This is a genomic window from Photobacterium sp. DNB22_13_2 (assembly GCF_052873915.1).
Genome location: NZ_JBNNXU010000010.1, coordinates 39,359 through 62,218, shown reverse-complemented (window position 1 = coordinate 62,218; position 22,860 = coordinate 39,359). Strand labels below are relative to the sequence as shown.

Sequence of the window (22,860 nt, the reverse complement as noted above, 5' to 3'; positions counted from 1 at the left end):
TTCCTGTCCTCTCTTAAATCAATTCGGCCAGCTTCGCTGCCACTTCGTCTTGCGCCATCGTGGTTTGCTCACCGCCGCGAAGATCTTTAACTACCACGGTATTTTCGGCGATTTCATTTTCGCCCAGTACCAATGCGATTGCCGCGCCGACATTGTCAGCACGCTTGAATTGCTTCTTGAAGTTACCACCACCGAAGTGGGTCATCACTCGCAGGCCAGCAACTTCTCCGCGCAGCTTCTCAGCCAGCTTCATGCCCGCCATCATGGTGCCTTCGCCCGCCGTTACCATGTACACGTCAACCGGGCGACGAACTTCAGTCAGCTCCAGGGTTTCCATCATCAGTACCAGACGCTCAAGACCCATTGCAAAACCAACAGCCGGGGTCGCTTTGCCACCTAGTTGCTCAACCAGGCCATCGTAGCGGCCACCACCACATACTGTACCCTGAGCACCAAGGCTTTCGGTGATCCACTCAAATACAGTACGGTTGTAGTAGTCCAAACCACGTACAAGACGTTCATTTACTTGGTATTCGATACCAGCAGCGTCTAATAGTTCACACAAACCGGCAAAATGTTGTTTTGACTCGTCATCAAGGTAGTCGGACAACTTAGGTGCATTTACCAACACTTCCTGGATGGCCGCGTTTTTAGTATCAAGTACACGCAATGGGTTAGTATGCATGCGTCGCTTGCAGTCTTCATCCAAAATCTCGATGTGCTGCTCAAGGAAAGCAATCAAAGCCTGACGATAGTCTGCTCGGGCTTCAAGCGAACCAATAGAGTTCAGCTCAAGGCGCACGTGCTTATCGATACCCAGCTCACGCCACATACGGGCTGTCATCATAATAAGCTCGGCATCGACATCCGGGCCGTTTAGACCGAAGACTTCCACACCGCACTGGTGGAACTGGCGGTAGCGACCTTTTTGAGGACGTTCGTGACGGAACATAGGACCGGTGTACCACAGACGCTGTTCCTGGTTGTATAACAGGCCATTCTGGATCCCTGCACGTACACAGCCAGCCGTTCCTTCCGGACGCAAAGTTAGGCTATCGCCATTGCGGTCCTCAAACGTATACATTTCCTTTTCAACAACATCCGTTACTTCACCGATTGCCCGACTAAACAAATGCGTCGACTCGACGATAGGCATACGGACTTCACTGTAACCGTAAGCGCTTACAACTTGTTTAATGGTCGATTCCACTTTCTGCCAAAGTGGAGACTGAGTTGGAAGGCAGTCGTTCATGCCTCGAATTGCTTGAATTTGTTTCGCCACGTTTATTCTCGTTAACCGATGGGGAATGGAGTTGAATATATAGGTTATAACGCAAATAGTGAACCGCCCCAACACAAGGAGGGGCGATTCTTGCCAATTTCGTTATTTTTCTGTCACATCAATGCGGTTTGCTGTATCCAGCATCGATGCTTTAGCGCGGATTTTAGCCTCTAGCTGCTCAATCACGTTGTCGTTATCGAAACGCTCTTTCTGGCGCAGGCCATCTTCATAAAACGCACTTTTACGGTTGCCGCCGGCAATACCAAGGTGTGACACTTCGGCTTCACCTGGGCCATTGACCACACAACCGATGACGGAGACATCCATTGGTATGGTGATGTCTTCCAATCGCTGCTCAAGCTCGTTCACAGTGCCAATTACATCAAACTCTTGGCGTGAACACGTTGGGCAGGCAATAAAATTAATACCGCGAGAGCGGATTCGCAGGGATTTGAGGATATCAAAACCGACTTTGATTTCTTCAATTGGATCGGCCGCCAACGAAACACGCAGGGTATCACCGATCCCTTCAGCCAGCAGCATACCTAAACCAACAGCGGATTTCACCGAACCAGCACGCGCACCACCGGCTTCGGTAATACCCAAATGGAGCGGCTGCCGGATCTGCTGAGCCAGTTTGCGATAAGAGTCTACCGCCAGAAAGACATCTGACGCCTTCACACTGACCTTGAATTGGTCGAAGTTAAGACGATCCAGAATATCGACATGGCGCATCGCCGATTCCACCAAAGCGTCTGGCGTCGGCTCACCGTATTTCTGCTGAATATCTTTTTCCAGTGATCCACCGTTCACCCCGATGCGAATTGGGATGTTGTTGTCACGGGCGCAGTCTACTACCGCACGAATACGATCTTCACGGCCGATATTGCCAGGGTTGATACGCAGACAGTCAACACCGTACTCGGCCACTTTCAGTGCGATACGGTAGTCAAAATGAATATCAGCCACCAACGGGATATTCACCTGCTGCTTGATAAGCTTAAACGCCTCGGCCGCGTCCATGGTTGGCACCGAAACACGGACGATATCCGCACCGACTTTTTCCAATGCTTGGATCTGCGCGACGGTAGCGGCCACATCAGTGGTGCGGGTATTGGTCATAGACTGCACCGCAATCGGTGCGCCATCACCGATTGGCACATCACCGACATAGATACGGGTGGACTGACGGCGTTTAATTGGAGACTCGTTATGCATTACATCTACTCTTTACTGCGGCAGTTTCAATCGCGCCACTTTACCTGCAGGGTACCTGCTAAGATCAACAGGTTTACCTTTATAGTTAATGGTGACTACGCTCGGTGCACCAAGCACCACGCGAAAAGGCTCATTGCCGTCTAGCTTCAGGACATCACCGGCTTTCTTGATACCTGTATCCAAGCGTCGGCCGTTGGCATCGCGGATGTCAATCCAGCAATCGCCGGTAAAGCTCAGCTCAAGATCAGTGCTAGCGACGACCGTTTCCTCTTCGGATACCACATCGTTCAACTGTTCGGCAGCCAAACTGTCAGCGCTGTCTACATCGGCGTCTGCAAGCTCTTGTGGCTCGGTAAAGCTATCTTCGAAACTGGCCTGAGGCTCTGGATCGATCGTTGGTAGCTGTACCGGTTGTTCAGCATCGACCGTGCTCACGACACTCGCGTTATCATCCGAACCCGGTTCGGTGACGGCCGTCAGCACCGCAGTGCTACTGCCGTTGCCGGCGTTGGCAATCGCCTCATCCAGCGCCTGCACCTCTGCAGGAGCGGCAGTAAGTTCAGCCTCTGGTGTCATCTGCAAGCTCTGCCACCACCAGATCCCGGTCAAGCCGACAAACAGGGCACCTAAAGCCCAAGTCAATCGCATGATGCGGCTATCGTGCGCTTCACGCTTGGTACGGCGTGAAAAGCTTTGCATTTCCTGCTCTTGGGGTTGGGCATGACCTTGCTGGTCAAGTTTGGCCAGTATCTCAGCCTCGTCAAGGCCGACAAATTTGGCGTAGGAACGCACATAGCCACGGGTAAACGTGGCCAATTGCGCTTCTTCGAAATGGTTATCTTCGATATCGCTGACAACCGAGAGGCGAAGCCTCAATCGGCTTGCAACATCCTTCTGTGAATAGCCTAGCTTCTCTCGAGCCTGACGCAGCATATCCCCTGGAAGAATGACATCTTCTGTTGATCGTTCTTCGTTCTGTTCAGTATTCATTGGCTAGATATTTTTGATATTGCTGAGAGTTTGGGTATTGGGCTTTGAGAATACCAGCGTATTTATCCGCTTGGCTATCAGAGCCAGCCAGCAGCTCTAGCTGGATCAACAGCCAAAGGCTGTCGGCTTTATACCCGTATCTTTTGTTAAATTTAAACAGCCTGACGCGAGCTTCCTTGAAGTTCTGCGTCTCAATATCCAACTTCGACAGATTCAGCATCGACCTTGCCCGGTAAGGATCGTAAGACAGGGCTTTTTCAAAGTAGCCCCGAGCTTGTGATTGTTTTCCTTGCTCCAGACGACACAATGCTGCATTTTCATAACTTGCCGAAGTCAGGTAATAATATGGTTGCTTGATGGCACGCTCAAATTCATCGATGGCATCATCATAGCGCCCCTGACTACACAAGAATACACCATAGTTGTTTCTCACATCGCCATTTTTTGGCGAATCTTTCAGCGCCTGGCGATAGATGGCTTCAGCAGATTCCGGTTCGTCCACCCGCTGGTAGTAATAAGCCATCGCATTTTGCGCCCGGTAATAACTCGGCGCATAGCGTAGGGCGAGCTCAAAATTATCACGCGCCCTCTGCCATTGTCCTTTCTCTAAATACCCCAGTCCAAGAGTGACTCTGGCTTCAGAAGCCTCAATCTTGTTCATGTTCTGGGGGGTATTGCCAGTCTCATCGACGGTAACACAACCGGTCATAAAACTACACAATAATAGGCACATCGTCCATCGCACCATCCCATTCCCACCTTAATGTCCATATTAATGTGCAGCCAAAGCGAATTCCTTCTTCGCTTTGACTAGGTAATTGTCTATTAGACTGATTTTACCGGGATTTGTTCAGCATTTTGAGCCTTAGCTTGTGTGCGTTTCGTGCGGTCAATCACATCACCTACTAATTGTCCGCATGCCGCATCGATATCATCGCCGCGGGTCTTACGAACGGTTACCGTAAAGTCGTATTCCATGAGGGTTTTCATGAAGCGGTCAATACGAGAGTTGCTCGGTTTCTTGTATGGAGAACCCGGGTATGGATTAAATGGGATCAAGTTCACCTTGGCCGGCGTATCTTTCAGGAGCACACCCAACTGACGCGCATGTTCCATATCATCATTGACATGATCAAGCAGAACATATTCAACGGTCACACGACCACGGTTTGCATTCGATGACTCAATGTAACGACGTACCGACGCTAGGAAGTCTTCAATATTCCAGCGATCATTGATTGGCATGATTTGCGAACGCAGTTCATCGGTCGGTGCGTGCAGAGAAATAGCCAGTGCCACATCGATGGTGCCCGTCATCTGATCAAGGCCGGATACAACGCCTGATGTCGATACCGTGACGCGACGCTTAGAAAGACCAAAGCCGAGATCATCAAGCATGATTTCAAGCGCTGGGATCAGGTTCTTCATGTTAAGCAGCGGCTCACCCATACCCATCATGACAATGTTGGTAATAGGGCGACGACCGGTTTCTTTTTCGATACCGATCTCTTTGGCAGCACGCCAAACCTGACCAATGATTTCCGACACACGTAGGTTACGGTTGAAACCCTGCTGGGCCGTTGAGCAGAACTTACACTCCAGCGCACAACCTACCTGAGAGGACACACACAATGTCGCACGGTCTTCATCAGGAATGTAGACCGTTTCTACATCCTGATCACCGACTTTCATCGCCCACTTGATAGTGCCGTCGCTCGAGTGCTGAGCTTCCGCTACAAACGGTGCACGAATTTCTGCCACTCGCTTAAGTTTTTCACGCAATTTCTTGTTGATGTTCGTCATCTGATCGAAATCATCACAACCGAAATGATAAATCCACTTCATTATCTGATCGGCGCGGAAGGCTTTTTCACCCAGTTCATCGGCAAAATACTTACGCAGCCCCTTGCGATCAAAATCCAGCAGATTTGTTTTAACAGTTGTCATCGGTTGTTGCCTCTTTAAATTACGTGACGTTATCTGTGCCTTGGGTATACCTATTAGCGGTATACGACAGGACCTTTGAGTACCAAACTGCAAGGCAGTGCTATGAAATAGACTCTCTATTTGTCAGTTTGGTTTTAAGGCGCGAAATTGTACAGGCTTTGGCAGTGAGATGCCACTTGTTCACTCGGCAGGGGGGTATCGCGGAGAAATAAAAACGGGAAGCCAAGGCCTCCCGTTTCTTTACTTAAGGCTTAACCTCATCGCTTAATCGCGAGCACAAATCTCGTCATCAGCAAAGAAGTAGGCAATCTCACGTGCAGCAGACTCTGGGCTGTCTGCACCGTGTACTGAGTTATGACGCAGGCTGAGCGCATAATCGGCACGCAGGGTACCGCATGCCGCATCTTCCGGGTTGGTCTTGCCCATCAACTCACGGTAACGCACAACGGCATTGTCGCCCTCCAGCACCTGAACCATCACAGGTCCCGACGTCATAAAGGCTACCAAATCGTCAAAAAACGGCTTACCTTCATGCTCGGCATAAAAGCCTTTGGCCTTGTCGGCATCCATGCGGATCATTTTCGCGGCTACCACACGTAGCCCCGCCTTCTCGATTCGGTTATAAATAGCACCAATCAGATTACGCTTAACGGCATCTGGCTTTACGATTGAGAATGTTCTTTCAATTGTCATTATTATAGTTCCCTCAGGCTAAAATCTACGGCTAAAGCAGCATAGCTGCAATGTTGGCAACCCCAACTCCTGTCGCACCAGCCGCCCAGCGGGCGTCCGCGCTATCTCGGAAGCAAGCCGCCAAGTCAAAATGAACCCAACCGCAATTGTCAGTATCAACAAAACGCGATAGGAAAGCAGCGGCATTCGATGCGCCCCCCATTCCGCCACCTTTCTGCGAGCGGCTGTTAGCCGTATCCGCATAGTATGACGGACAGTTGGCCTGATGCCAGGTTTCCAGCGGCAACGGCCACGCTGGCTCATTAACCAAGTCAGACAGCTGCTGTGCTTTGAACACCAGCTCCTTGTTCAAGCCAAACAGAGCATTAAAATCCGTACCGACCGCCATCATGGCGGCACCGGTCAGAGTCGCCGCATCAATAATCAATGGCGCTTTGGTTTCGCTAGCGGCAATCAAGCCATCAGCCAGTACCAAGCGTCCCTCAGCGTCGGTATTAACAATTTCTACGGTCTGGCCATTTTTGTACGTTAACACATCACCCAGCTTATAGGCGTTTCCGGCAATCATGTTTTCGGCACAACACAGGATCAACTTCACACGCTGACGCAAACCTTGCTCGATAGCATAACCCAGCGCAGCCGTTACTGTGGCCGCTCCACCCATGTCGCACTTCATGGTCACCATGCCAGCGCTCGATTTAATGCTATAGCCGCCCGAATCAAAGGTGATCCCCTTACCCACCAAGCAAGCCGATACCGGCGCATCGGTATCCCCTGTTGGATTAAAGTCCACGGTCAGCATTACTGGGGGACGACTGCTGGCACGACCAACGCTGTGAGTACCAATCCAGCCTTGCTCGGCAAGCGCATCACCCACTACAACCTCGTGGGAAAGTGCTTCACCGGCAATCGACGACAAAAAGGAAATCGCTTCATCCGCCAGCTTCTGCGGATACATGTCTTCCGGCGTCGCATTCACGACCTTGCGTACCCAGTCAGCACTGCGGCGACGGGCGTTGAGCAGCTCCAGCTCGTCCTCGTCGATAGAGGCCCAGCGCAGCTCGACTTCTACCTTCGGTGTTGCGAAGCCACAGTAGAACGCCCATTGGCGCTCATAACTCCAGCCTTCACCCTCAAGGCTAGCTTGCGTGATCCCTTGCGACTGTAGCTGACGTGCAGCCTGCTGAATACGACGCAGCGGGTAATCACCGGCAAAATGGACTACGGCCCCGTCGGCTTCATACGCCACCAGCGCCTTGTCTCCCCAGACTCCCGAGTGTGGGGCTGACGATAATGAAATCTTTAACATACTTTCTTCCTGAAAAGCTGCCGCTCATAGGCGGCAACATTATAGTTTTAGTCTTGTTCGTGGTCGCACAGGATATTTGCCAATGTGCGAACCCCCATGCCTGTTGCCCCTGCCGCCCATTTGTCGTTGGCTGACTTACGATAGGTACCACTGGCATCAATGTGCATCCAGCCATTCTGGTAATCTTCGACAAAGTAAGACAGGAAAGCCGCAGCGGTGCTAGCACCTGGCATAAAGTCGCCTTGTGAGATATTACTCAGATCAGCAAAGTTTGATGGCATCATGGCACGGTGTTGCTCAGCCAACGGTAGCGGCCACAAGCCCTCGTTTTCATCACTTGCAGCCATCAAGGCTTTCTGAGCCAAGCCGTGGTCAAAGCTGAACAATGCATGGTAGTCATTGCCCAGTGCATTCTTCGCCGAACCAGTCAGAGTGGCACAGTCAATGATTAGCTCTGGGTTCTGGCTGCTCGCATAGATCAGGCCGTCGGCCAGAACCAAACGACCTTCGGCATCGGTATTGAGCACTTCAACGGTTTTACCATTCTTGTAGGTAATGATATCGCCCAGTTTGAACGCGCGTCCTGAAACCATGTTTTCCGCGCAACACAGGATCAGCTTGATACGCTTGTTAGTGCCGCGGGCAATAGCCAGAGCCAACGCACCGGTCGCCATCGCTGAGCCACCCATATCAGCCTTCATCGCGGTCATACCCGCAGAACCCTTCATGCTGTAGCCACCAGAATCGAACGTAATACCCTTACCTACCAAACACGTGTGAACAGGCGCATCGGCATTACCGGTTGGGTTATAGTCAAGGCGCAGCATCGCTGGTGAGCGCTCTGAACCACGACCTACGGTATGGATACCATTCCAACCTTCATCCAGTAGATCATTACCTTTGATAATCTTGTAAGTAACATGTTCAGGCGCCAATGACTTGATCATTTCACCAGCACGGGACGCCAACTGCGAAGGACGAACCACTTCTGCAGACTGGTTGATAATATCGCGAACCCAGTTGGTTGCCATTAGACGCGCCTGCAGCTCAGCTTCATCAGCATCTGACAGCCCGCTCCAGCTTACCTCATTACCCGGCTTGGCATTACGGTGACCCTGAACAAAGGCCCAGATACCCTCTAGGTCCCAACCGTCACCAGCCAGTTCGACGTTCTTGATACCTTGCGCATCCAGTTTGCGGCCGGCACGTTGAATGGCAGGCAACGCATTTTCTTCTGTCAGGTGAACTACTGCACCATCAGCTTCGAAGGTTACCAGGGCACTTTTGCCCCATTTTTCGTCAGCTGCTTCCGCAGACAGTAGTACACTCATTTTGGCAGACATGAAAGACTCCTTGGATTATTGTTACTCCGCTATACCCAGCGCAGTAACGAGATATGATAGGACCGAACCTAACGCCTGAATACATTATCTTGCATGCATTTAGATAACAAATAGATGACAATGGCGTTACCCGTTATAACAGATGTTATTGGGGCGCATTTTAGCATTACAAGGGGTTTCAGAGCGATTTCAGCACGTTCCGGACAACGCTCCCCAATGAGGGAGAACGTGGTAGTTGAAAATAAGGCTATTTGGCCAATTTTCAGGATTTATCCTACTCTGCCTTGGATGCAGACAAGAAACAAGCTGTTTACAACGAGAGTAGGAGCAAGATCATAGCGGGGAAAAACGTGGGAGTGGGAGTTTGGAAGAAAGCGGGTTAATCCGCCTCTTCAATCCAGCACATCTGCACGGCTTCGAGCACCCGCTCGCTGCAATGCTCGGGATCATCATCAAAATCCTCCAGCGCCAGGATCCATTCCCTTAAATCGGTAAAACGCAGCGTCACCGGATCAACGTCCGGGAACTGCTCGGACAGCTCAATAGCTAACTCCCGCGAGTCAATCCATTTCAAGCCCATAACTGCCTCCTATTCTTCAGTCCATAGCCATTAGCTAGAATAATTTTAGTTTGGTATTAGTGTAGCTAACCGCAAAGCACTGGCATAAAAAAAGCCCTGATGGATTCACCATCAGGGCTTTCAATACATATCCGCGGATATTAGTGATTTTCCGACGCTAGGTTCAGCGTGTATTTCGGAATTTCCACCACTAAATCCTCATCGGCTACTTTGGCTTGGCAGCCCAAGCGTGATTCAGGCTCAAGTCCCCATGCCTTGTCCAGCATGTCATCTTCCAGCTCATCACTTTCTTCCAGTGAATCAAAACCTTCTCGCACAATACAGTGGCATGTGGTGCACGCACAGGATTTTTCGCACGCATGTTCAATGCCAATACCGTTGCGCAGTGCCACGTCAAGAATGGTTTCGCCTTCTTGCGCTTCTAGCACTGCCCCTTCCGGGCAAAGCTCATCATGGGGTAATACAACAATTTTAGGCATGCCTAAACCTCATCTATCGACTGGCCAGCCAGTGCACGACGGATAGACTGATCCATCCGGCGTGATGCAAATTCCTGGCTCGCCTTATCTGTTTTCTTAATTCCGGCTTCAATCGCGTAAGAGTCAGTACCCTGACGCAGCTGAACCAGTTCCATCATGACGGCTTCCAGCTCGTCGCGCTCTTCTTTACTCAGTAGGGTTTCACCATCCTGAGCCAGCGCTGCAATCAATCCTTCCAGAACACGGTCCGCTTCCACTTGTTGCTCGGCAAGTGCGCGGGCGTCTTTATCGTCCTGGGCAAAGGTCATTGAATCGCGGATCATTGTCGCGATTTCATCATCAGTCAGGCCGTAAGACGGCTTAACCTGAATAGAAGATTGTACGCCACTGCTCTTCTCCATCGCGGTCACCGACAACAAACCGTCGGCATCGACTTGATAGGTCACACGAATGTGTGCAGCACCTGCCGCCATCGCCGGGATACCACGCAAGGTAAATCGTGCCAGTGAACGGCAATCACTGACCATTTCACGCTCGCCCTGTACCACATGGACTGACATCGCGGTTTGACCGTCTTTGAAGGTCGTGAACTCTTGGGCACGGGCAACAGGAATAGTGGTGTTGCGCGGGATGATCTTTTCAATCATGCCACCCATGGTTTCGATACCCAAAGACAGCGGGATCACATCCAGTAGCAACATATCAGCATCCGGTTTATTACCCGCAAGGATATCAGCCTGAATCGCGGCGCCGATTGCCACGACTTGGTCGGGGTCAATCGATGTCAACGGATCTTTACCGAAGTAGCCGCCCACCATTTCACGAACCAAAGGCACGCGGGTCGAACCACCGACCATAACGGTTTCATTAACCTCATCGGCTGCCACATCGGCGTCCTTTAACGCGCGGCGGCATGACATCAAGGTCTTCTTAATCAGCGGTTGGATCATGACGTCGAACTGCGAACGGGTCACATTCCCCTGCCAACCCAACACATCAACCGCAACCTCGTCAGCATCAGACAACGCTTCTTTGGCTGCCTGTGCCGCATCTTGCAGTTTACGCTGTGCTATCGCATCACGTTCAGTAATACCAGCTTGCTCAGCGAGCCAATCTGCTAGCAGATTGTCAAAGTCATCGCCGCCCAATGCTGAATCACCACCGGTCGCCAATACTTCAAATACGCCTTTAGACAAACGGAGAATAGAGATATCAAAGGTACCTCCGCCCAAGTCGTAGACCGCAATCACCCCTTCCTGGCCTGAGTCCAAACCATAGGCAATGGCAGCTGCGGTAGGCTCGTTAAGCAGGCGAAGTACATTAAGATTAGCCAGCTTAGCCGCATCTTTGGTACCGGCACGCTGGGCGTCATCAAAATAAGCCGGAACGGTGATCACTACGCCTTCAAGATCCCCACCTAGGGTGTCCTGCGCACGCTGGTTCAGGGTCTTTAGAATTTCTGCCGATACCTGCACAGGATTGACATCACCGCCACGGGTGATCAGCTGAGGCAACCCGTTATCAGTTGCATTGAACTGGTATGGCATTTGCGGATAACGCGTTTGGATATCAGTCAGCGAGCGCCCCATCATACGCTTAACAGAAATGATGCTATTGACCGGATCCTGCTGGGCAATGTTACGGGCTTCGTGGCCGACAACAATACCGCTTTCGCTGTAGTGAACTGCCGATGGCAAAATAGCCCGACCTTGTTCGTCTTTTAGGGTTTCCGGAACGCCGCTGCGTACTGCAGCCACGAGAGAGTTAGTAGTCCCCAGATCAATACCCACCGCCAATTTATGTTGGTGCGGCGCAGCGCTTTGACCGGGTTCAGCAATCTGTAACAGTGCCATTTTCGTTCCTGTGGTGTTTATACCGGGCTCAGAAAAAATCAATCAAGCAAGCGATCTTCCAAGCGCTCGACTTCTTCACGCAGCTTAACAATAAATTTTAGCTTGCGCACGGCATCAGCCGCCACTTCCCAGCTTTCATCAAGAAGTAATTGTTCAAGCTCAGCCAACTGTGCTTTGTAGAGCGTTGAGGCATGCTGCTCAAAATCAAACAACGCGCTTTCTGGATCACTCGACTCAGAGATCTCCTCCAACTCTTCACGCAGTTCCATTTGTTGCATCAAGAAAGCCGGGTCCTGCAGCGTTTTGTTCTCACCGCGGATATCAACACCGTTGACCGACAACATATACTCGGCACGGGAGACAGGATTTTTCAATATCTGGAAGGCATCGTTGATCTGCGCGGCTTTCTGCACTGACAACAAGCGGTCACGCTCGGAAGCCGTAGCAAATTTGTCAGGATGGAAATGACGTTGCAATTCGCGGAACTGAGTTGCAAGAAGGCTACCGTCCAGCTGGAACTGAAAAGGTAGCCCAAAGAGTTCGAAATGATTCATATCGCGTGAGTTTCTGTAAAGACTGAGTCTAAAATAACTGAACCTGATCCTCCCTTGAATAAAGGCAGCAATCAGGTCCAATTGGGCTCAGCGATTATACGTTGAAGCTTTCACCACAGCCGCATTCGCTGGATACATTAGGGTTGTTGAATTGGAAGCCTTCGTTAAGACCTTCTTTGGCAAAGTCCAACTCAGTACCGTCCAGATACACCATGCTCTTAGCATCGATGATGATCTTCACCCCTTTTTCTTCAAAGATCTGATCACCTTCATCCAGCTGGTCGACAAATTCCAGTACATAGGCCATTCCCGAACAACCTGAGGTCCGGACACCCAACCGTAGGCCGATGCCTTTTCCTCGGCTTTCTAGGAAACTAGCTACGCGACTCGCTGCCGCTTCAGTAATCGTTATGGCCATACAACAACCCTTAGAAAATTAATGTTCTTCGTGTTTCTTTTTGTAATCGCTAACTGCCGCCTTGATTGCGTCTTCCGCAAGAATTGAGCAGTGAACTTTTACAGGTGGAAGCTCAAGTTCCTCGGCAATCGCAGAGTTCTTGATACTAGCAGCTTCGTCCAGTGTCTTGCCCTTAACCCACTCAGTAATAAGTGAGCTTGAAGCAATCGCAGAACCACAGCCGTACGTTTTGAACTTGGCATCTTCGATGATACCTTCTTCAGTCACTTTGATCTGAAGTTTCATAACGTCGCCACAGGCAGGTGCACCTACCATGCCGCTACCTACGTTTTTGTCGCCTTTATCAAATGAGCCTACATTACGTGGGTTCTCATAATGATCGATAACTTTTTCACTATATGCCATGACAGTTTCCTCGAATACGTGGCGATGACCGCAAGATTAGTGGTGTGCCCACTCGACCGTGTTCAGGTCAATACCTTCTTTATACATATCCCATAGCGGAGACATGTCACGTAGTTTCTCTACCGCACCGCGGATCTGTGAAACTGCGTAGTCTACTTCTTCTTCCGTCGTGAAGCGACCGAAAGAGAAGCGAATTGAGCTGTGTGCCAGTTCATCGTTCAAACCAAGGGCACGAAGAACATAAGATGGCTCCAAGCTGGCTGATGTACATGCCGAGCCTGACGATACAGCAAGATCCTTCAGTGCCATCAGTAGTGATTCACCTTCAACGAAAGCAAAACTGATGTTTAGATTATTCGGTACGCGCTGATCAAGATCACCATTGATAGTCATCGCTTCAAGACCTTCAAGGCCTTTCAACATACGTTCACGCAAAGCAAGTGCGTGCTGGTAATCTTTGTCCATCTCTACTTTAGCAATGTGGCAAGCTTCACCCATACCCACAATTTGGTGAGTCGCTAGCGTACCAGAACGGAATCCACGCTCATGGCCGCCACCGTGCATTTGTGCTTCCAAACGGATACGTGGCTTACGACGAACGTAAAGAGCACCAATACCTTTAGGACCGTAAATTTTGTGCGCAGACAAAGAGATCAGGTCAATTTTCATTTCCTGAACATCGATTGGTAACTTACCTGCTGACTGAGCAGCATCAACGTGGAAAATAACTTTCTTCTCACGGCATAGCTCACCGATTGCGGCGATATCTTGAATAACACCGATCTCGTTGTTCACGTGCATGATTGAAACCAACACAGTGTCTTCACGCATCGCGTCACGCAGCTTAGCCATGTCAATCAGACCATTTTCTTCCGGCTCAAGGTAAGTCACCTCATAACCTTCACGCTCTAGCTGGCGACATGGGTCAAGTACTGCTTTGTGTTCAGTCTTACAGGTGATCACGTGCTTGCCCTTCTTGCCGTAGAAGTGGGCTGCACCTTTAATAGCCAGGTTATCTGACTCGGTAGCACCTGAAGTAAATATGATTTCGCGTGGATCGGCGTTCAGCAGTTCAGCAATTTGCTCACGGGCGGTATCAACCGCCTCTTCAGCCTGCCAACCGAAGCGGTGAGAACGAGAAGCCGGGTTACCGAAGTTTCCATCCATGGTCATACATTGCATCATTTTTTCTGCAACGCGAGGATCTACAGGGCAAGTAGCGGAATAATCAAAATATATTGGCAGTTTCATCTTCATCTCCGAAAACACGGACGTCTGGTCTCTAGGAGCGAACATCGACACCGATTGTGGTGCTGTCGTGTGTATTTTTATGTCCAAATGACGACTTAGTTAGAACCTGATCTTGACGATCAGATATTTCTTGTACGTCATTGTCTTGCATCAACTCACCAAGAGTGATGTTGTTCAAAAAGCCGCTGATACGGGAGCTTAAATCACGCCATAGCGTGTGTGTCAGGCAGCGAACACCACCTTGGCAATCAGCCTTACCGTGACACTTTGTCGCATCTACCGATTCATCGACGGCAGCAATAACCATACCTACAGCGATATCGTTGGCATCTTCGCCGAGGCGATATCCTCCACCCGGTCCACGGACACTGGCAACAAGGCCAGCCTTGCGCAAACGAGAGAATAACTGTTCCAGGTAGGACAACGAAATCCCCTGTCGCTCTGAAATATCAGCGAGAGGAACCGGACCATCCTGAGAGTGCAAGGCCACGTCTAACATGGCCGTGACTGCGTATCTTCCTTTTGATGTCAATCTCATAACACACCGCTACCCACGTTTGTCTATGAGAGGGAGTGTCGCATACCTGACTAAAACGGTCAAGTATTTACCTGACTGTTTTAGTCAGGCTTTTAACCATAAGGTTTATACGTCTATTTGTCTTTATATTCGAGTGACTTTTCAACCGAGGATAAGATACCGCGCAGAATATTCAACTCCTGGGACTCAGGACGAGCACGTGTAAATAAACGACGAAGTTTCGCCATTACCATGCCTGGATGCTTCTTGTTGATAAACTGGGTTTGCTTGGCCACTTTTTCAAGGTGCTCGTAGAACATTTCTAGCTCTGCGGCACGCGGGTATTCTTCGACCAGCCCGTCGTTGACATGTTTTTGTTGCTCGAGAAACGCCATACGCACTTCATAGCTAACAGTTTGGACCGCCATCGCTAGGTTTAGCGAGCTGTATTCAGGGTTAGCAGGGATATAGACGTGGCAATGACAGCGCTGCAGCTCTTCATTGGTCAACCCTGTTCGCTCACGGCCAAATAAAATTGCCACATTGTGAGACGGCGCCTCAGCAATGGTTTTGATACCGCATTCGCGAGGATCTAGCTGTGGCCACTCAAGTGTACGTGATCGCGCACTGGAGCCGATGACCAAACCGCAATCGGCAACAGCCTCATCAAGGGTAGAGACAATTCGTGCTTGCTCAACAATATCGGCTGCACCCGCCGCCAACGCGTAGGTTTTCTCATCAACCTCACAAGCTGGATCAACCAAAATCAGGTTGGTTAAACCCATTACTTTCATCGCTCTGGCCGCAGAACCAATATTTCCGGGATGCGATGTTCCCACAAGAACTACACTGACTTTATCTAACATAGGAGGTGCAACTTTCAACTCTATCAATCGAACCGAAAGATTTTAACACAGTGATTTTAAAAATGGTGAAAACATGTAAAAACTTTATACCTAAACGGACTCAATAAGTGGTGAGGATCCTGCCCGTTGGCTTTACAGCGACTGCGCGAATAAAAAATAACCACTTCCCTTTTGCCCTAGCTCTGATATACTCGCCGCCGCTTTTTAGTTCTTTAACATCCGTTGGGAAGATCCTATGCATCCTATGCTGAACATTGCCATTCGTGCTGCACGAAAGGCAGGTGACCATGTCATTAAATCTCTAGAAAAATCACAAGCTATTGAAGTTGCCAATAAAGGCAATGATGTTGTTACCAACATCGATAACGAAGCAGAAGCTATCATTATCGACACTATCCGTAAGTCTTACCCTGACCACTGCATCATTGCGGCGGAAAGCGGTACGATTGAAGGCAAGGACAAAGAATGTCAATGGATCATTGACCCAGTGGATGGCACCAAGAACTTCGTTCGTGGTTACCCTCACTATGCAATCTCTGTTGCACTACGCATGCGCGGCCGCACTGAAGTAGCAGCCGTTTACGACCCTATGCGTAACGAGCTTTTCACAGCTACTCGTGGCTCAGGCGCACAGCTAAACAGCCAGCGTCTACGTGCATCTCAGCCTCGTGACCTTACCGGCACAACTCTGGCAACTGGCCTACCGTTTGATGCCAAACAACACACTGAAAGCTACATCAAGATTCAGAGCGCTCTATTCGTTGAATGTGACGATATGCGCCAATCTGGCTGTGCTGCCCTAGACCTATGCTACCTAGCAGCTGGCCGTGTTGACGGTCTATTCCGCCTAGGTCTTAAGCCTTGGGAAATTGCCGCTGGTGAACTAATCGCACGCGAAGCTGGTGCTATCTGTACTGACTTCACTGGCAACACTAACTACCTTGTATCTGGCAACATCGTTGCTGGTAACGCTCGCGTAGTTAAGCCACTGCTTAGCAAAATCCGTGAACACGGTAGCGAAGCACTAGCGAAGTAATTCTCGCTAACTGAAAAACATCAAACGCCCCGGTGATGAAAATCACCGGGGCGTTTTTTTATATTTCAGCAACTACACTTCTCCTGCGTACCAAGAAGAAGACAATGAAGTTAGTTTATCCCCTTTTAATGGGTATGATTTGGGCTATACCAGTGCAAGCAGGAATAAAAGATCCCAACTGTACCGCAGAGAAAGCTGCCAAAAGTACAGCCTCCAAGATGACTGTGGGAGTTAGCGGCCGCTGCTCACCCAAAGAAGCGACCAAAGACACTGCCTCTGGTGCAGTCAACAATGCCTTGCCCGATGAGGGGGTTGCCGGTAAAGCCGTCGACGCTGCCATGCCAGGATCTTCAGCCGACAAGAAAGGCACCAAAGCCAATAACCAATAACCAGTTTCGTCCATAAAAAAACGGAGCCTTACGGCTCCGTTTTTTTCAAAGAGTAAATACTCCGCCATTAAGGCATGGCATCGAACTCTTCACCTTCTTTGTCCACCTGTGGTGGCATCAAGTGCTCACGGGCAATGCCCAGTTTCAACGCCAGAGCCGAAGCAACGTAGATAGACGAGTAAGTACCGACAGTAATACCGATCAGCAAGGCTGCGGCAAAACCATGGATCATGCTACCGCCTTTCAAGAACAGCGCAATAACCACAAACAAGGTAGTCGCCGAGGTGATTAAGGTACGGCTCAGGGTTTGAGTAATCGAGTTATTCATTACCTCGATGGCATCGCCCTTACGCATTTTACGGAAGTTTTCTCGGATCCGGTCAAATACAACAATGGTATCGTTGAGCGAGTAACCAACCACCGTTAGCAAGGCTGCCACGATAGTCAGATCGATCTCAATCTGAGTAAACGAGAAAATACCAATGGTGATAATCACGTCATGCGCCAATGCCAGTACCGCACCCGCCGCCAAACGCCATTCAAAACGAACAGATACGTATAGCAAGATACAGATCAGCGACACCAAGATCGCTAAACCACCAGCCTCAGCCAGTTCGTCACCCACATTCGGGCCAACAAACTCGATTCGACGCATTTCTACAGCTTGACCTGTACCCACTTTCAGAGCATCGATGATCTGGTTACCCAGCTTCTCACCTTTTGCATCTTCACGCGGCTGCAGACGAACCATGACATCCCGTGCAGTACCGAAGTTCTGTACGATGGCATCACCAAAACCAGCCTCTTCCAATGATTCACGGATCAGGCCTAAATCAGCAGGCTGCTCGAAGCCCACTTCAATCAGGGTCCCGCCAGTGAAATCTAGGCCCCAGTTTAGTTTCTGGGTGGTCACGGTACCAATGGCCGCTAAAATCATAAGAATCGAAAGGACAAATGCCCCTTTCGACCAGCGCATAAAGTCGATCGCCTTATCCGCTTTCATTATCTGAAACATGTCAGCGTCTCCTTAGATCGACAGTTTATCGACGCGCTTACCGCCGTAAACCAAGTTAACCAGTGCACGAGTACCAACAATGGCCGTGAACATAGAAGTCAAAATACCAATTGATAACGTAACGGCAAAACCTTTGATCGCACCGGTACCCACAGCAAACAAAATGATTGCAGTGATTAGGGTCGTAATGTTGGCATCGGCAATCGTACTGAATGCATTGGCATAACCCTGCTGAATCGCATGCTGCGGGCTACGGCCCTCACGAAGCTCTTCACGAATACGTTCGAAGATCAGTACGTTAGCATCAACCGCCATACCTACCGTCAGAACGATACCGGCAATACCCGGCAAGGTCATGGTTGCACCCGGGATCATCGACATTACACCGATAATTAACACCAGATTCATCAACAATGCCATGTTGGCAAATAGGCCGAAACGGCGGTAGTAAATCAGGGTGAACAGCATAACTGCGACCATACCCCAGATCATCGCCTGAATACCCATGTCGATGTTCTGCTGACCCATTGATGGACCAATAGTACGTTCTTCGACAATCGAGATAGGAGCAATCAGTGCACCAGCTCGTAGCAGTAGCGCCAAGTTATGGGCTTCAGCCTGCGAGTCGATACCGGTTATACGAAAGTTACGACCAAGAGCAGTTTGGATTGTCGCCTGGTTAATCACTTCTTCGTGTTTTTCCAGGATAACCTTGCCACTCTCTTCGCGCTCACCGCTATCTTTATACTCAGTGAAGATGGTTGCCATTAGCTTGCCCACGTTGTTACGTGAGAAGGCTGTCATCTTGCTACCACCTTCGCTGTCTAGCGAGATGTTTACCTGAGGACGGCCGTATTCATCAGCACTTGAGCTGGCATCGGTAATGTGGGAGCCCGATAGGATCACTCGCTTTTTCAGTACAACTGGGCGGTTATCACGGGTGAACTTCACTTCGCTACCAGGAGGTACACGGCCAGAAGCCGCTGCCGCTATGTCAGCCGAGTTATCCACTTCGCGGAACTCAAGCGTTGCTGTAGCACCCAGGATTTCCTTGGCACGGGCAGTATCTTGAACACCTGGTAGCTCCACCACGATACGGTTAGCACCTTGGCGTTGAACCAAGGGTTCGGCCACGCCCAGTTCGTTAACACGGTTACGCAGGATAGTGATGTTCTGGTCGACAGCGTAATTACGGATTTCCTGCAGGCGAGCATCAGTGAATGTCGCGCTTAGCAAGAAGCCGCTAGTTGTGTCGATAAACAACATATCCGGGTGAAGGCGCTGTAGCTCACGCTTGGCTTCGTCAAGCTGCTCTGCGTTACGCAGGCGAACTTCCACGGCTTCATCAGTTTTGCTGATTGCACGGTAACGAATTTTCGCTTCACGTAATTCAGTACGGAATGTTTCTTCTTGCTGGCCCAGCAATTTTTCCATTGCTGCGTCCATATCGACTTCCATCAAGAAATGCACACCGCCACGCAGGTCAAGACCCAGTTTCATTGGGTTAGCGCCGATGGATTCAAGCCAGTCAGGAGTCGAAGCGGCAAGGTTGAGGGCGACAACGAAATCGTCACCAAGCTGTTCGTTAAGAATATCGCGAGCACTGATTTGGGTATCAGTGTCGTTAAAGCGGACCAGGACAGTACCGTTTTCGAAAGCGACTGATTTATAAGAGATTTGATTTTGTTCCAAATCTTCGGTGACGGCATCCAGCGTGGACATATCTGCCGAGGCGCCACGCGCCCCGGAGATTTGAATTGCTGGATCTTCACCGTATACATTGGGAAGTGCGTAGAGCAAACCGATAAGTAGTGCGAACACTACCATCAGGTTCTTCCACAAGGGATAACGGTTTAGCACTGCAGTGATCCTTCAAAGCAAATTTTTACAGAGACTTCATTGTGCCTTTTGGCAGAACGGCAGTAACGAAGTCTTTTTTGATAGTCACTTCGGTAGTGTCGTTCAGACCGATAACAATGTAGTCGTTTTCTTCAGAAACCTTGGCGATTTTGCCAACAAGGCCACCGCTGGTAAGGACTTCATCACCTTTGCCCATAGAAGACATTAGGGTTTTGTGCTCTTTAACACGTTTCGCCTGTGGGCGGTAAATCATGAAGTAGAAGATTACGGCAAAAAGGCCAAGCATGATGAATAGCTGCATACCGCCGCCCTGTGGTGCACCTTCAGCTGCTGCGTGTGCTTGAGAGATCAGACTCATTTACTAACGTCCTCGATTATTTGTTGTCATTTAATGGTGGAACTTCACGGTTACGACGTGCATAGAACTCTTCTACAAACACATCGAAACGATCTTCTTCAATCGCACTGCGGATACTTTCCATCAAACGCTGGTAGTAACGCAAGTTGTGGATTGTGTTAAGACGCGCACCCAGGATTTCATTACATTTATCCAAGTGGTACAGATACGCCTTCGAATACTTGCGACAAGTGTAACAGTCACAGTGTGGATCGAGAGGGGTTGTATCCGTTTTATGTTTCGCATTACGGATCTTGATCACACCTCCGGTCACAAACAGGTGACCGTTTCGGGCATTTCGAGTCGGCATCACGCAGTCGAACATGTCGATACCACGGCGAACACCTTCAACCAAGTCTTCTGGTTTACCCACACCCATTAGGTAACGCGGCTTGTCTTCAGGCAGTTGCGGACAAGTGTGCTCAAGCACACGGTGCATATCTTCCTTCGGCTCACCGACAGCAAGACCACCTACCGCATAACCGTCAAAGCCAATGTTAGTCAGACCTTCTACGGAAACATCGCGCAAGTCTTCGTATACACCACCTTGGACAATACCAAACAGTGAATTTTTGTTACCAAGTTTGTCAAAGTGGTTACGGCTACGCTGTGCCCAGCGCAGAGACATCTCCATCGACTTCTTCGCTTCGTCGTGTGTCGCCGGGTATGGCGTACACTCATCGAAGATCATAACTACGTCAGAACCTAGGTCTTGTTGGATTTCCATCGACTTTTCTGCGTCCATGAAAATCTTGTCACCGTTTACTGGGTTACGGAAGTGAACACCTTCTTCGGTAATTTTACGGATATCACCCAAGCTGAATACCTGGAAACCGCCTGAGTCAGTCAGGATCGGTCCCTGCCACTGCATAAAGTCGTGCAGATCACCGTGCATTTTCATGACTTCTTGGCCAGGACGCAGCCAAAGGTGGAAGGTATTACCCAGCAGAATTTGCGCGCCGGTTTCTTCCACTTCTTCCGGGGTCATACCCTTAACGGTACCGTAAGTACCTACAGGCATGAAGGCCGGTGTTTCTACCGTTCCACGCTCAAACTGCAAACGACCACGACGGGCACGTCCTAGGGTTTTATCTAATTCAAATTTCACAAAGCCTCCAACAGCCAGAGAAACAATCTGACATAAACGCCCCCATCCCGCTAAGGTCAGGGACACAACAATGGCAGTACCCGGCAAACACGCCAGCCCTACCTAAATATACCCGCCATAAAACAGCAGGTGATCCACTCCGCCCTAAAGCCTAGTGGAAGAATATGTCATCGTCTGGGCTTTTCGCCGAGAGATGAAACGTATAAAGGCTGCATTTTATCAAATGCAGCCTTAAGTGACACTGACTTCGTCAATGAAAAGTGCGATTACGCAGTTTTGTGGGTAATAAACATCGAGTCGCCATAGCTGAAGAAACGGTATTTATTATCAACAGCTTGCTTGTATGCGTTCATGGTATTCTCGTAACCCGCAAAGGCACTTACCAGCATGATCAAGGTGGACTCCGGCAAATGGAAGTTGGTGATCAGCACATCAATCAATTGGTATTCATAACCTGGGTAGATGAAGATTTCGGTATCGCCGAAAAATGGCTTCAGCTCAGTACCTTGCTTGATAGCGTCCTGAGCGGCACTTTCCAGGGAGCGCACTGATGTCGTACCGACCGCGATGACGCGCTTACCGTTGGCCTTGGTTGCGTTAATCGCGGCAACAACGTCTTCAGGTACTTCAACATACTCGGCATGCATGTGGTGGTCGTTGATATTGTCAACACGCACCGGCTGGAAGGTGCCCGCGCCAACATGCAGGGTAACAAAGGCAAAGTTCACCCCTTTTGCCCTGAGATCCGCCATCAACTCATCGTCAAAATGCAGACCAGCCGTTGGGGCTGCGACAGCACCCGGCTTGGCGTTGTAAACAGTTTGATAGCGTTCTTTATCTGAATCTTCATCAGGGCGGTCAATATAAGGAGGAAGCGGCATGTGGCCTACTTCTTCTAGGATTTCCAACACCGTTTTGTCACTATTGAAGCGAATTTCGAACAATGCGTCATGGCGGGCAACCATTTCAGCCTGATACTCATCATTCTCGCCAAGGAACAATTCATTACCCGGTTTTGGTGATTTTGACGCACGCACGTGGGCAAGAATGCTCTTGTCATCCAACATACGCTCAACCAAGACTTCCATCTTACCGCCAGAGGCCTTTCGCCCAAACAGGCGGGCTGGGATCACTCGAGTATTGTTGAATACTAACAAATCACCCGGCTCTACCAGATCCAGTACATCCTTAAAGCCTTTGTGCGCCAGCTCACCAGTATTACCGGTCAACTGTAACAAGCGGCTAGCAGTACGCTGAGGTTGTGGATAACGAGCAATCAGCTCATCAGGTAAGTCAAAGTCAAAATCGGAAACTTGCATCATTAGGGCCCTAAATTACAGCAGGCAGCTA

Annotated in this window: 24 protein-coding genes; 2 read left to right on the top strand and 22 right to left on the bottom strand. The window is 49.9% G+C overall.

The window, feature by feature from the left end; translation table 11 throughout:
* Positions 1–13: 13 nt before the first annotated feature.
* The 17 genes from hisS to trmJ all read right to left on the bottom strand — a co-directional run bounded on the left by hisS (position 14) and on the right by trmJ (position 15,705).
* On the bottom strand, positions 14–1,282 hold the full coding sequence (hisS, locus tag ACVA58_RS15460; RefSeq protein ID WP_446511313.1) for a histidine--tRNA ligase: 1,269 nt from the start codon (positions 1,280–1,282) through the stop codon (positions 14–16).
* A gap of 102 nt (positions 1,283–1,384) precedes the next feature.
* Complete coding sequence (gene ispG, locus ACVA58_RS15455) at positions 1,385–2,500, bottom strand: flavodoxin-dependent (E)-4-hydroxy-3-methylbut-2-enyl-diphosphate synthase (RefSeq protein ID WP_446511312.1); 1,116 nt, start codon at positions 2,498–2,500, stop codon at positions 1,385–1,387.
* A gap of 12 nt (positions 2,501–2,512) precedes the next feature.
* Positions 2,513–3,490 carry a cytoskeleton protein RodZ gene (gene rodZ, locus ACVA58_RS15450; RefSeq protein ID WP_446511311.1) on the bottom strand — a complete coding sequence of 326 codons (978 nt, stop codon included), beginning with the start codon at positions 3,488–3,490 and terminating at the stop codon, positions 2,513–2,515.
* Positions 3,480–4,238, bottom strand: coding sequence for a type IV pilus biogenesis/stability protein PilW (gene pilW, locus ACVA58_RS15445; RefSeq protein ID WP_446511310.1), 759 nt, complete (start codon positions 4,236–4,238; stop codon positions 3,480–3,482). The genes rodZ and pilW overlap by 11 nt, the downstream gene beginning before the upstream one ends.
* 77 nt (positions 4,239–4,315) lie before the next feature.
* A complete protein-coding gene (locus ACVA58_RS15440; protein WP_446511309.1) occupies positions 4,316–5,437 on the bottom strand; it encodes a bifunctional tRNA (adenosine(37)-C2)-methyltransferase TrmG/ribosomal RNA large subunit methyltransferase RlmN in 1,122 nt (373 codons plus the stop codon).
* A 264-nt stretch (positions 5,438–5,701) separates the two neighbouring features.
* Positions 5,702–6,130 carry a nucleoside-diphosphate kinase gene (gene ndk, locus ACVA58_RS15435; RefSeq protein WP_446511308.1) on the bottom strand — a complete coding sequence of 143 codons (429 nt, stop codon included), beginning with the start codon at positions 6,128–6,130 and terminating at the stop codon, positions 5,702–5,704.
* A 31-nt stretch (positions 6,131–6,161) separates the two neighbouring features.
* Positions 6,162–7,439 (bottom strand): aminopeptidase PepB, encoded by a 1,278-nt coding sequence (gene pepB / locus ACVA58_RS15430; protein ID WP_446511307.1) that lies wholly within the window; start codon positions 7,437–7,439, stop codon positions 6,162–6,164.
* Positions 7,440–7,486: 47 nt separating this feature from the next.
* On the bottom strand, positions 7,487–8,782 hold the full coding sequence (gene pepB / locus ACVA58_RS15425; RefSeq protein WP_446511306.1) for an aminopeptidase PepB: 1,296 nt from the start codon (positions 8,780–8,782) through the stop codon (positions 7,487–7,489).
* 379 nt (positions 8,783–9,161) lie between these two features.
* On the bottom strand, positions 9,162–9,362 hold the full coding sequence (iscX, locus tag ACVA58_RS15420; protein ID WP_446511305.1) for a Fe-S cluster assembly protein IscX: 201 nt from the start codon (positions 9,360–9,362) through the stop codon (positions 9,162–9,164).
* 140 nt (positions 9,363–9,502) lie between these two features.
* The gene (gene fdx, locus ACVA58_RS15415) at positions 9,503–9,841 is read right to left on the bottom strand and encodes an ISC system 2Fe-2S type ferredoxin (protein WP_036816639.1); all 339 of its coding nucleotides are present in this window, start codon (positions 9,839–9,841) and stop codon (positions 9,503–9,505) included.
* Between the two features lie 2 nt (positions 9,842–9,843).
* Positions 9,844–11,694 carry a Fe-S protein assembly chaperone HscA gene (gene hscA / locus ACVA58_RS15410; RefSeq protein ID WP_446511304.1) on the bottom strand — a complete coding sequence of 617 codons (1,851 nt, stop codon included), beginning with the start codon at positions 11,692–11,694 and terminating at the stop codon, positions 9,844–9,846.
* Positions 11,695–11,732: 38 nt separating this feature from the next.
* Entirely contained in the window at positions 11,733–12,248 is a 516-nt protein-coding gene (gene hscB, locus ACVA58_RS15405) for a co-chaperone HscB (RefSeq protein WP_446511303.1), read from the bottom strand.
* Between the two features lie 94 nt (positions 12,249–12,342).
* A complete protein-coding gene (gene iscA / locus ACVA58_RS15400; RefSeq protein WP_446511302.1) occupies positions 12,343–12,666 on the bottom strand; it encodes an iron-sulfur cluster assembly protein IscA in 324 nt (107 codons plus the stop codon).
* 18 nt (positions 12,667–12,684) lie between these two features.
* The gene (iscU, locus tag ACVA58_RS15395) at positions 12,685–13,071 is read right to left on the bottom strand and encodes a Fe-S cluster assembly scaffold IscU (RefSeq protein WP_107350527.1); all 387 of its coding nucleotides are present in this window, start codon (positions 13,069–13,071) and stop codon (positions 12,685–12,687) included.
* A 36-nt stretch (positions 13,072–13,107) separates the two neighbouring features.
* Positions 13,108–14,322: an IscS subfamily cysteine desulfurase gene (locus ACVA58_RS15390; RefSeq protein WP_446511301.1), complete on the bottom strand. Its 1,215-nt coding sequence runs from the start codon at positions 14,320–14,322 to the stop codon at positions 13,108–13,110.
* A gap of 31 nt (positions 14,323–14,353) precedes the next feature.
* Positions 14,354–14,860, bottom strand: coding sequence for a Fe-S cluster assembly transcriptional regulator IscR (gene iscR / locus ACVA58_RS15385; RefSeq protein WP_446511300.1), 507 nt, complete (start codon positions 14,858–14,860; stop codon positions 14,354–14,356).
* Between the two features lie 113 nt (positions 14,861–14,973).
* Positions 14,974–15,705 carry a tRNA (cytosine(32)/uridine(32)-2'-O)-methyltransferase TrmJ gene (gene trmJ, locus ACVA58_RS15380; RefSeq protein WP_446511299.1) on the bottom strand — a complete coding sequence of 244 codons (732 nt, stop codon included), beginning with the start codon at positions 15,703–15,705 and terminating at the stop codon, positions 14,974–14,976.
* A gap of 235 nt (positions 15,706–15,940) precedes the next feature.
* Between trmJ and suhB the strand changes: the two genes are divergently transcribed.
* Together suhB and ACVA58_RS15370 are read left to right on the top strand one after the other, a co-directional pair.
* Positions 15,941–16,741 carry an inositol-1-monophosphatase gene (suhB, locus tag ACVA58_RS15375; protein WP_446511298.1) on the top strand — a complete coding sequence of 267 codons (801 nt, stop codon included), beginning with the start codon at positions 15,941–15,943 and terminating at the stop codon, positions 16,739–16,741.
* A gap of 104 nt (positions 16,742–16,845) precedes the next feature.
* Positions 16,846–17,130, top strand: coding sequence for a hypothetical protein (locus ACVA58_RS15370; RefSeq protein WP_446511297.1), 285 nt, complete (start codon positions 16,846–16,848; stop codon positions 17,128–17,130).
* A gap of 67 nt (positions 17,131–17,197) precedes the next feature.
* Here the strand turns inward: ACVA58_RS15370 and secF are convergent, their stop codons facing one another.
* From secF to queA, 5 genes are all read right to left on the bottom strand, one after another.
* Positions 17,198–18,145 carry a protein translocase subunit SecF gene (gene secF, locus ACVA58_RS15365; protein WP_446511296.1) on the bottom strand — a complete coding sequence of 316 codons (948 nt, stop codon included), beginning with the start codon at positions 18,143–18,145 and terminating at the stop codon, positions 17,198–17,200.
* 12 nt (positions 18,146–18,157) lie between these two features.
* Positions 18,158–20,005: a protein translocase subunit SecD gene (gene secD / locus ACVA58_RS15360; protein ID WP_446511295.1), complete on the bottom strand. Its 1,848-nt coding sequence runs from the start codon at positions 20,003–20,005 to the stop codon at positions 18,158–18,160.
* A 25-nt stretch (positions 20,006–20,030) separates the two neighbouring features.
* On the bottom strand, positions 20,031–20,363 hold the full coding sequence (gene yajC, locus ACVA58_RS15355) for a preprotein translocase subunit YajC (RefSeq protein WP_255040627.1): 333 nt from the start codon (positions 20,361–20,363) through the stop codon (positions 20,031–20,033).
* 16 nt (positions 20,364–20,379) lie between these two features.
* Positions 20,380–21,510 (bottom strand): tRNA guanosine(34) transglycosylase Tgt, encoded by a 1,131-nt coding sequence (gene tgt / locus ACVA58_RS15350; protein WP_446511294.1) that lies wholly within the window; start codon positions 21,508–21,510, stop codon positions 20,380–20,382.
* A gap of 266 nt (positions 21,511–21,776) precedes the next feature.
* Positions 21,777–22,829: a tRNA preQ1(34) S-adenosylmethionine ribosyltransferase-isomerase QueA gene (gene queA / locus ACVA58_RS15345; protein WP_446511422.1), complete on the bottom strand. Its 1,053-nt coding sequence runs from the start codon at positions 22,827–22,829 to the stop codon at positions 21,777–21,779.
* Positions 22,830–22,860: the final 31 nt, after the last annotated feature.

Coding starts and splice junctions, on each gene's coding strand:
- ispG (WP_446511312.1), bottom strand. CDS start 2,500: ATGCATAACGAGTCTCCAATTAAACGCCGTCAGTCCACCCGTATCTAT.
- rodZ (WP_446511311.1), bottom strand. CDS start 3,490: ATGAATACTGAACAGAACGAAGAACGATCAACAGAAGATGTCATTCTT.
- pilW (WP_446511310.1), bottom strand. CDS start 4,238: ATGGTGCGATGGACGATGTGCCTATTATTGTGTAGTTTTATGACCGGT.
- ACVA58_RS15440 (WP_446511309.1), bottom strand. CDS start 5,437: ATGACAACTGTTAAAACAAATCTGCTGGATTTTGATCGCAAGGGGCTG.
- ndk (WP_446511308.1), bottom strand. CDS start 6,130: ATGACAATTGAAAGAACATTCTCAATCGTAAAGCCAGATGCCGTTAAG.
- pepB (WP_446511307.1), bottom strand. CDS start 7,439: ATGTTAAAGATTTCATTATCGTCAGCCCCACACTCGGGAGTCTGGGGA.
- pepB (WP_446511306.1), bottom strand. CDS start 8,782: ATGTCTGCCAAAATGAGTGTACTACTGTCTGCGGAAGCAGCTGACGAA.
- iscX (WP_446511305.1), bottom strand. CDS start 9,362: ATGGGCTTGAAATGGATTGACTCGCGGGAGTTAGCTATTGAGCTGTCC.
- fdx (WP_036816639.1), bottom strand. CDS start 9,841: ATGCCTAAAATTGTTGTATTACCCCATGATGAGCTTTGCCCGGAAGGG.
- hscA (WP_446511304.1), bottom strand. CDS start 11,694: ATGGCACTGTTACAGATTGCTGAACCCGGTCAAAGCGCTGCGCCGCAC.
- hscB (WP_446511303.1), bottom strand. CDS start 12,248: ATGAATCATTTCGAACTCTTTGGGCTACCTTTTCAGTTCCAGCTGGAC.
- iscA (WP_446511302.1), bottom strand. CDS start 12,666: ATGGCCATAACGATTACTGAAGCGGCAGCGAGTCGCGTAGCTAGTTTC.
- iscU (WP_107350527.1), bottom strand. CDS start 13,071: ATGGCATATAGTGAAAAAGTTATCGATCATTATGAGAACCCACGTAAT.
- ACVA58_RS15390 (WP_446511301.1), bottom strand. CDS start 14,322: ATGAAACTGCCAATATATTTTGATTATTCCGCTACTTGCCCTGTAGAT.
- iscR (WP_446511300.1), bottom strand. CDS start 14,860: ATGAGATTGACATCAAAAGGAAGATACGCAGTCACGGCCATGTTAGAC.
- trmJ (WP_446511299.1), bottom strand. CDS start 15,705: ATGTTAGATAAAGTCAGTGTAGTTCTTGTGGGAACATCGCATCCCGGA.
- suhB (WP_446511298.1), top strand. CDS start 15,941: ATGCATCCTATGCTGAACATTGCCATTCGTGCTGCACGAAAGGCAGGT.
- ACVA58_RS15370 (WP_446511297.1), top strand. CDS start 16,846: ATGAAGTTAGTTTATCCCCTTTTAATGGGTATGATTTGGGCTATACCA.
- secF (WP_446511296.1), bottom strand. CDS start 18,145: ATGTTTCAGATAATGAAAGCGGATAAGGCGATCGACTTTATGCGCTGG.
- yajC (WP_255040627.1), bottom strand. CDS start 20,363: ATGAGTCTGATCTCTCAAGCACACGCAGCAGCTGAAGGTGCACCACAG.
- queA (WP_446511422.1), bottom strand. CDS start 22,829: ATGCAAGTTTCCGATTTTGACTTTGACTTACCTGATGAGCTGATTGCT.